This window comes from Pseudomonas brassicae (assembly GCF_010671725.1).
Taxonomy (GTDB): domain Bacteria; phylum Pseudomonadota; class Gammaproteobacteria; order Pseudomonadales; family Pseudomonadaceae; genus Aquipseudomonas; species Aquipseudomonas brassicae.
The window spans coordinates 1-5,119 of record NZ_JAAHBU010000348.1 but is presented as its reverse complement, the minus strand read 5'-3'; the positions used below and the strand labels follow the sequence as shown (position 1 = coordinate 5,119).

Sequence of the window (5,119 nt, the reverse complement as noted above, 5' to 3'; positions counted from 1 at the left end):
CTTCGTGTGCGCACTGAGCAACAGCCCGGTCCCGGCCATGCCGGACGAGCCCGGGCAATGGCTGCTGCTGGGCGACAGCGACGGGCCGCTGGCCTGGTTCGTGCTCGACGACCGCCTGCGCCCATGACGCCGCCGACCTGCTGGCAGCCTGCCGTGCCCGCGGCTGGCAGACCCTGCTGCTGTCAGGCGACAGCTCGCCGATGGTGGCCAGTGTCGCCGCCCACCTGCAGATCGACCAGGCCGTCGGCGGCTTGCTGCCTGACGACAAGCTGCAGCGCCTCAAGGCGCTGCAGGCCCAGGGACACAAGGTGCTGATGCTGGGTGACGGGGTCAACGACGTGCCGGTACTGGCCGCCGCCGACATCAGCATCGCCATGGGCTCGGCCACCGACCTGGCCAAGACCAGCGCCGATGCGGTGCTGCTGTCCAACCGCCTGGAGGCGCTGATCCAGGCGTTCACGCTGGCGCGTCGCACACGCCGCATCATCATCGAGAACCTGCTGTGGGCCGGCCTGTATAATGGCTTCATGCTGCCGTTCGCCGCCCTGGGCTGGATCACTCCGATCTGGGCGGCGGTCGGCATGTCGGTCAGCTCGCTGATCGTGGTACTCAATGCCTTGCGCCTCACGCGTGTGCGTGCGCTGCCCGGCTCATCCACCCTCGCCGACGCCGCACACCCTGCGACGGCCTGACCCGGAGACACCATGCCAGCGCTCTATGTCATGATTCCCGCTGCGCTGCTGATCGTCGCGATTGCCGTGTACATCTTCTTCTGGGCAGTGGACAGCGGCCAGTACGACGACCTCGAAGGGCCGGCGCACAGCATCCTGTTCGACGACCAGGACCCCAAGCACCAGGCCGCGCTGGACGAAGCCGAACCGCGCAAGGCCGACCCGCAGGACACCCCGCCCCGTGCTTGAACTGCTGCCGCTGCTGAGTTCGGCACTGATCCTCGGCCTGCTCGGTGGCGGGCACTGCCTGGGCATGTGCGGCGGCTGATGGGCGCGCTGACCCTGGCCATCCCTGCACACCAGCGCAGTCGGCGTTTTCGTCTGCTGCTGGCCTACAACCTGGGGCGCATCCTCAGCTACGCCTGTGCCGGGCTGATGCTCGGCCTGGCCGGCTGGGCCCTGGCCGACAGCCCGCTGGCCACGGGCATGCGCATCGCCGCGGCGCTGTTGCTGATCTGCATGGGCCTGTACCTGGCCGGCTGGTGGAGCGGCCTGACCCATGTCGAAAGCCTGGGTCGCGGCCTGTGGCGGCACATCCAGCCGGTGGCCACGCGCTTGCTGCCGGTGTCGAGCCTGCCCCGCGCTTTGCTGCTGGGCGCGCTGTGGGGGTGGCTGCCGTGCGGGCTGGTCTACAGCACGCTGCTGTGGGCCGCGAGCCAGGGCAACGCCAGCCACAGCGCCCTGCTGATGCTTGCCTTCGGCCTTGGCACCTGGCCGGTGCTGCTGGCCACCGGCCTGGCCGCAGAACGCAGCACTGCCCTGCTACGCAAGCGCGGCGTGCGCATGACCGGTGGCCTGCTGGTCATCCTGTTCGGCCTATGGACCCTGCCCGGGCCGCACCAGCACTGGCTCATGGGCCACTGAACACCCGTTGATACAAATCAACACGTTCTGTCACAACGCTCCCTAGACTCCGGACACTGCCGCCATTCCAGGGACTGCCACCATGCTCGACGCCCTCCACTGGGACCCCGACCTGATTCGCCGTTACGATCTGGCGGGCCCGCGCTACACCTCTTACCCGACGGCCGTGCAACTGCACAGCCAGGTCGGCTCCTTCGACCTGCTGCACGCCCTGCGTGACAGCCGCCGCGCGCGCGCCCGCTGTCGCTGTACGTGCATGTGCCGTTCTGCGCCAACATCTGCTACTACTGCGCCTGCAACAAGGTCATCACCAAGGACCGCGGTCGCGCCCTGCCCTACCTGCAGCGCCTGGAACACGAGATCCAGTTGATCGCCTGCCACCTGGACCCCAAGCAGACCGTCGAGCAATTGCACCTGGGCGGCGGCACGCCGACCTTCCTCAGCCATGTGGAGCTGCGCCAGTTGATGGCGCACCTGCGCCAGCACTTCAACCTGCTGGACGACGATTCGGGCGACTACGGCATCGAGATGACCCGCGCGAAGCCGACTGGTCGACCATGGGCCTGCTGCGCGAGCTGGGCTTCAACCGTGTCAGCCTTGGCGTGCAGGACCTGGACCCGGTAGTACAGCGTGCAGTCAATCGCCTGCAGAGCCTGGAGCAGACCCGCGCAATCATTGAAGCGGCGCGCACCCTGCAGTTTCGCTCGATCAACCTCGACCTGATCTATGGCCTGCCCAAGCAGAGCGCCGAGGGCTTTGCGCGCACCGTCGAAGAAGTCATCAAGCTGCAGCCGGACCGCCTGTCGGTGTTCAACTACGCCCACCTGCCCGAGCGCTTCATGCCGCAGCGGCGCATCGACGGCAACGACTTGCCGGCGCCGGCGCTCAAGCTGGAAATGCTGCACAACACCATCGAGCAACTGACCCAGGCCGGCTACCGCTACATCGGCATGGACCACTTCGCCCTGCCCGACGACGAACTGGCCATCGCCCAGGAAGAGTCGACGCTGCAGCGCAACTTCCAGGGCTACACCACCCACGGCCACTGCGACCTGATCGGCCTCGGCGTGTCGTCCATCAGCCAGATCGGCGACCTCTACTGCCAGAACAGCAGCGACCTGAACGAATACCAGAACACCCTGGATGCCGCGCAGCTGCCCACCCGTCGCGGGCTGATCTGCAACGAGGACGATCGCTTGCGCCGTGCCGTGATCCAGCAATTGATCTGCCATTTCGAACTGGACTTCGAGACCATCGAGCGTACGTTCACCATCGATTTTCGCGGTTACTTCAACGCGCAATGGCCAGCGCTTCAAGGCATGGCCAAGGATGGGCTGATCAGCCTGGACAGCCGCGGGATCAAGGTGCTACCCGCCGGTCGGCTGCTGGTGCGTTCGGTCTGCATGGTATTCGATGCGTACCTGGACCTGCACAATCGCCAGCGGTTTTCCCGGGTCATCTGAGACCCGCGCCCGCCTTACTTGGCCGCGAGCAACTCCAGCACCTTGGCCACCTGATCGGGGCTCAGGCTCTGCTGCTTCATGGCCTTGGCCAGGGCCGCATTGGCGGTGGTCAACGCACCCGCAAGGGTGGTGATTTCGCCTTGCAGGGATGAGACCCTTTGTCGCATTTCTTCAGGGCTGAGCGAGTCATCGCGCATCACTGCATTGAGCTGCTCCATTTTTTCCGCCAACTCCTTTTGCAGTTTGCGGATCATCTTGAGCATCTTCTGGATGGTATCGGGCAGGCCGCTCTCTTCAATATCCTTGTCGCCGTTGCTTTTGGAGGCGCGCATGCCACCGGCCGAAAGGTTCACCCGAACCCCCTCGGAAGCCGTGGGCACAGCCTGTTCAGCGCTATTGAGGGGAGTTGAAAGGACCTCGCCGGAGGCTGGCGTCACTGCCAGCACAGGGAGGCTTGCAGCATTGGGATCGATCGAACGCATGGACAGGCTTCCTTGCAAGAGACACTATTCAGGGTTATCGGCCAATCGTCGCCGATCATGAGACCAGCCCGCATCAAAAGTGCGCACGCTGGCCTGAACCCGGCCGTCTGAGTTACCCTTACGGCTTATGTGTGCTTTCCCAGAAGGATCGATCGAAATGTCCGAGCCAGTCAAACTGCGCCCTCACAGCCAGGCCCATTGCAAGGATTGCAGCCTGGCGCCTCTGTGCCTGCCGCTTTCGCTGAACCTGGAAGACATGGACGCACTGGATGACATCGTCAAACGCGGGCGTCCGCTGAAAAAAGGCGAATTTCTGTTCCGGCAGGGCGACAACTTCGGTTCGGTGTATGCCGTACGCTCCGGCGCACTCAAGACCTTCAGCCTTAGCGACAGTGGCGAAGAACAGATCACCGGCTTCCACCTGCCCAGCGAACTGGTCGGGCTGTCGGGCATGGACACCGAAGCCTATCCGGTGTCGGCCCAGGCCCAGGAAACCACCTCGGTGTGTGAAATCCCGTTCGAGCGCCTCGATGAACTGTCGGTACAGCTGCCTCAGTTGCGTCGCCAGCTGATGCGGGTCATGAGCCGCGAGATTCGCGACGACCAGCAGATGATGCTGCTGCTGTCGAAAAAGACCGCCGACGAGCGTATTGCCACCTTTCTGGTCAACCTGTCGGCACGCTTTCGTGCCCGTGGCTACTCGGCCAACCAGTTCCGCCTGAGCATGTCGCGCAACGAGATCGGCAACTACCTGGGCCTGGCGGTGGAAACCGTCTCGCGGGTGTTCACCCGCTTCCAGCAGAACGGCCTGATCGAAGCCGAGGGCAAGGAAGTGCGCATCATCGACCCGATTCAGCTGTGCGCCCTGGCGGGCGGCTCACTGGACAGCTGAAACGCTGCACAGCAGGTATACTGGCCGGCGTTTGCCTTTCAGGATACCTGCACCATGCCCACCGACACCTTCGACCTCAAAGCCCTGATCCGCCCGGTACCGGATTTCCCCAAGCCTGGCGTGATCTTTCGCGACATAACCCCGCTGTTCCAGTCGCCGCGGGGCTTGCGCCACGTTGCCGACCAGTTCATCGAGCGCTATGTCGAGGCCGAGTTCAGCCACATCGGCGCGATGGACGCGCGTGGCTTCCTGATCGGTTCGATCATTGCCCACCAGCTCAACAAGCCGCTGATCCTGTTCCGCAAGCAGGGCAAGCTGCCGGCCGATGTGCTGGCCGAGGGGTATCAGACCGAGTACGGCGAGGCGTTCCTGGAAGTGCATGCGGACAGCCTGTGCGAAGGTGACGCGGTGCTGATTTTCGATGACCTGATTGCCACCGGCGGCACCTTGCTCGCGGCGGCCAGCCTGGTACGGCGCATGGGCGCGGCGGTGTTCGAGGCGGCGGCGATCATCGACCTGCCAGAGCTGGGTGGCTCGCAGAAGCTGCAGGCGACGGGTATTCCGACGTTCTGCCTGACCGAGTTTTCGCTGAGCGAGCGCTAGGCGCTCGCCGGGGGGGCTGCGCCCCCCCTTCGCTGGCAAGCCAGCTCCCACAGGTATTCCAGTGCCCTTGAAGGCAGTGTTGGT

The 5,119-nt window shown here is 64.7% G+C and carries 4 protein-coding genes and 3 pseudogenes; 6 read left to right on the top strand and 1 reads right to left on the bottom strand.

The genetic code is table 11. The features are described 5' to 3' along the window. The 4 genes and pseudogenes from G3436_RS21220 to hemN form a co-directional block, all read left to right on the top strand. Nucleotides 1–692, top strand: a pseudogene (locus G3436_RS21220) (HAD-IC family P-type ATPase); the annotation flags it as partial. A 12-nt stretch (nt 693–704) separates the two neighbouring features. After that, nucleotides 705–920, top strand: a complete 216-nt coding sequence (gene ccoS / locus G3436_RS21215; protein ID WP_163949127.1) for a cbb3-type cytochrome oxidase assembly protein CcoS — start codon at nt 705–707, stop codon at nt 918–920. Continuing rightward, a pseudogene (locus G3436_RS21210) lies at nt 913–1,595 on the top strand (sulfite exporter TauE/SafE family protein). The gene ccoS and the pseudogene G3436_RS21210 overlap by 8 nt, the downstream one beginning before the upstream one ends. Before the next feature lie 82 nt (nt 1,596–1,677). Beyond that, nucleotides 1,678–3,058, top strand: a pseudogene (hemN, locus tag G3436_RS21205) (oxygen-independent coproporphyrinogen III oxidase). Nucleotides 3,059–3,072: 14 nt separating this feature from the next. Here the strand turns inward: hemN and G3436_RS21200 are convergent. Beyond that, nucleotides 3,073–3,540, bottom strand: coding sequence for a hypothetical protein (locus G3436_RS21200; protein WP_163949125.1), 468 nt, complete (start codon nt 3,538–3,540; stop codon nt 3,073–3,075). A gap of 157 nt (nt 3,541–3,697) precedes the next feature. Between G3436_RS21200 and fnrA the strand changes: the two genes are divergently transcribed. Both fnrA and G3436_RS21190 read left to right on the top strand, forming a co-directional pair. Beyond that, nucleotides 3,698–4,432, top strand: a complete 735-nt coding sequence (gene fnrA, locus G3436_RS21195; RefSeq protein WP_163949123.1) for a Crp/Fnr family transcriptional regulator FnrA — start codon at nt 3,698–3,700, stop codon at nt 4,430–4,432. Between the two features lie 54 nt (nt 4,433–4,486). After that, nucleotides 4,487–5,035 carry an adenine phosphoribosyltransferase gene (locus G3436_RS21190; protein WP_163949121.1) on the top strand — a complete coding sequence of 183 codons (549 nt, stop codon included), beginning with the start codon at nt 4,487–4,489 and terminating at the stop codon, nt 5,033–5,035. The last annotated feature ends 84 nt before the right edge of the window (nt 5,036–5,119 follow it).

Coding starts and splice junctions, on each gene's coding strand:
- ccoS (WP_163949127.1), top strand. CDS start 705: ATGCCAGCGCTCTATGTCATGATTCCCGCTGCGCTGCTGATCGTCGCG.
- G3436_RS21200 (WP_163949125.1), bottom strand. CDS start 3,540: ATGCGTTCGATCGATCCCAATGCTGCAAGCCTCCCTGTGCTGGCAGTG.
- fnrA (WP_163949123.1), top strand. CDS start 3,698: ATGTCCGAGCCAGTCAAACTGCGCCCTCACAGCCAGGCCCATTGCAAG.
- G3436_RS21190 (WP_163949121.1), top strand. CDS start 4,487: ATGCCCACCGACACCTTCGACCTCAAAGCCCTGATCCGCCCGGTACCG.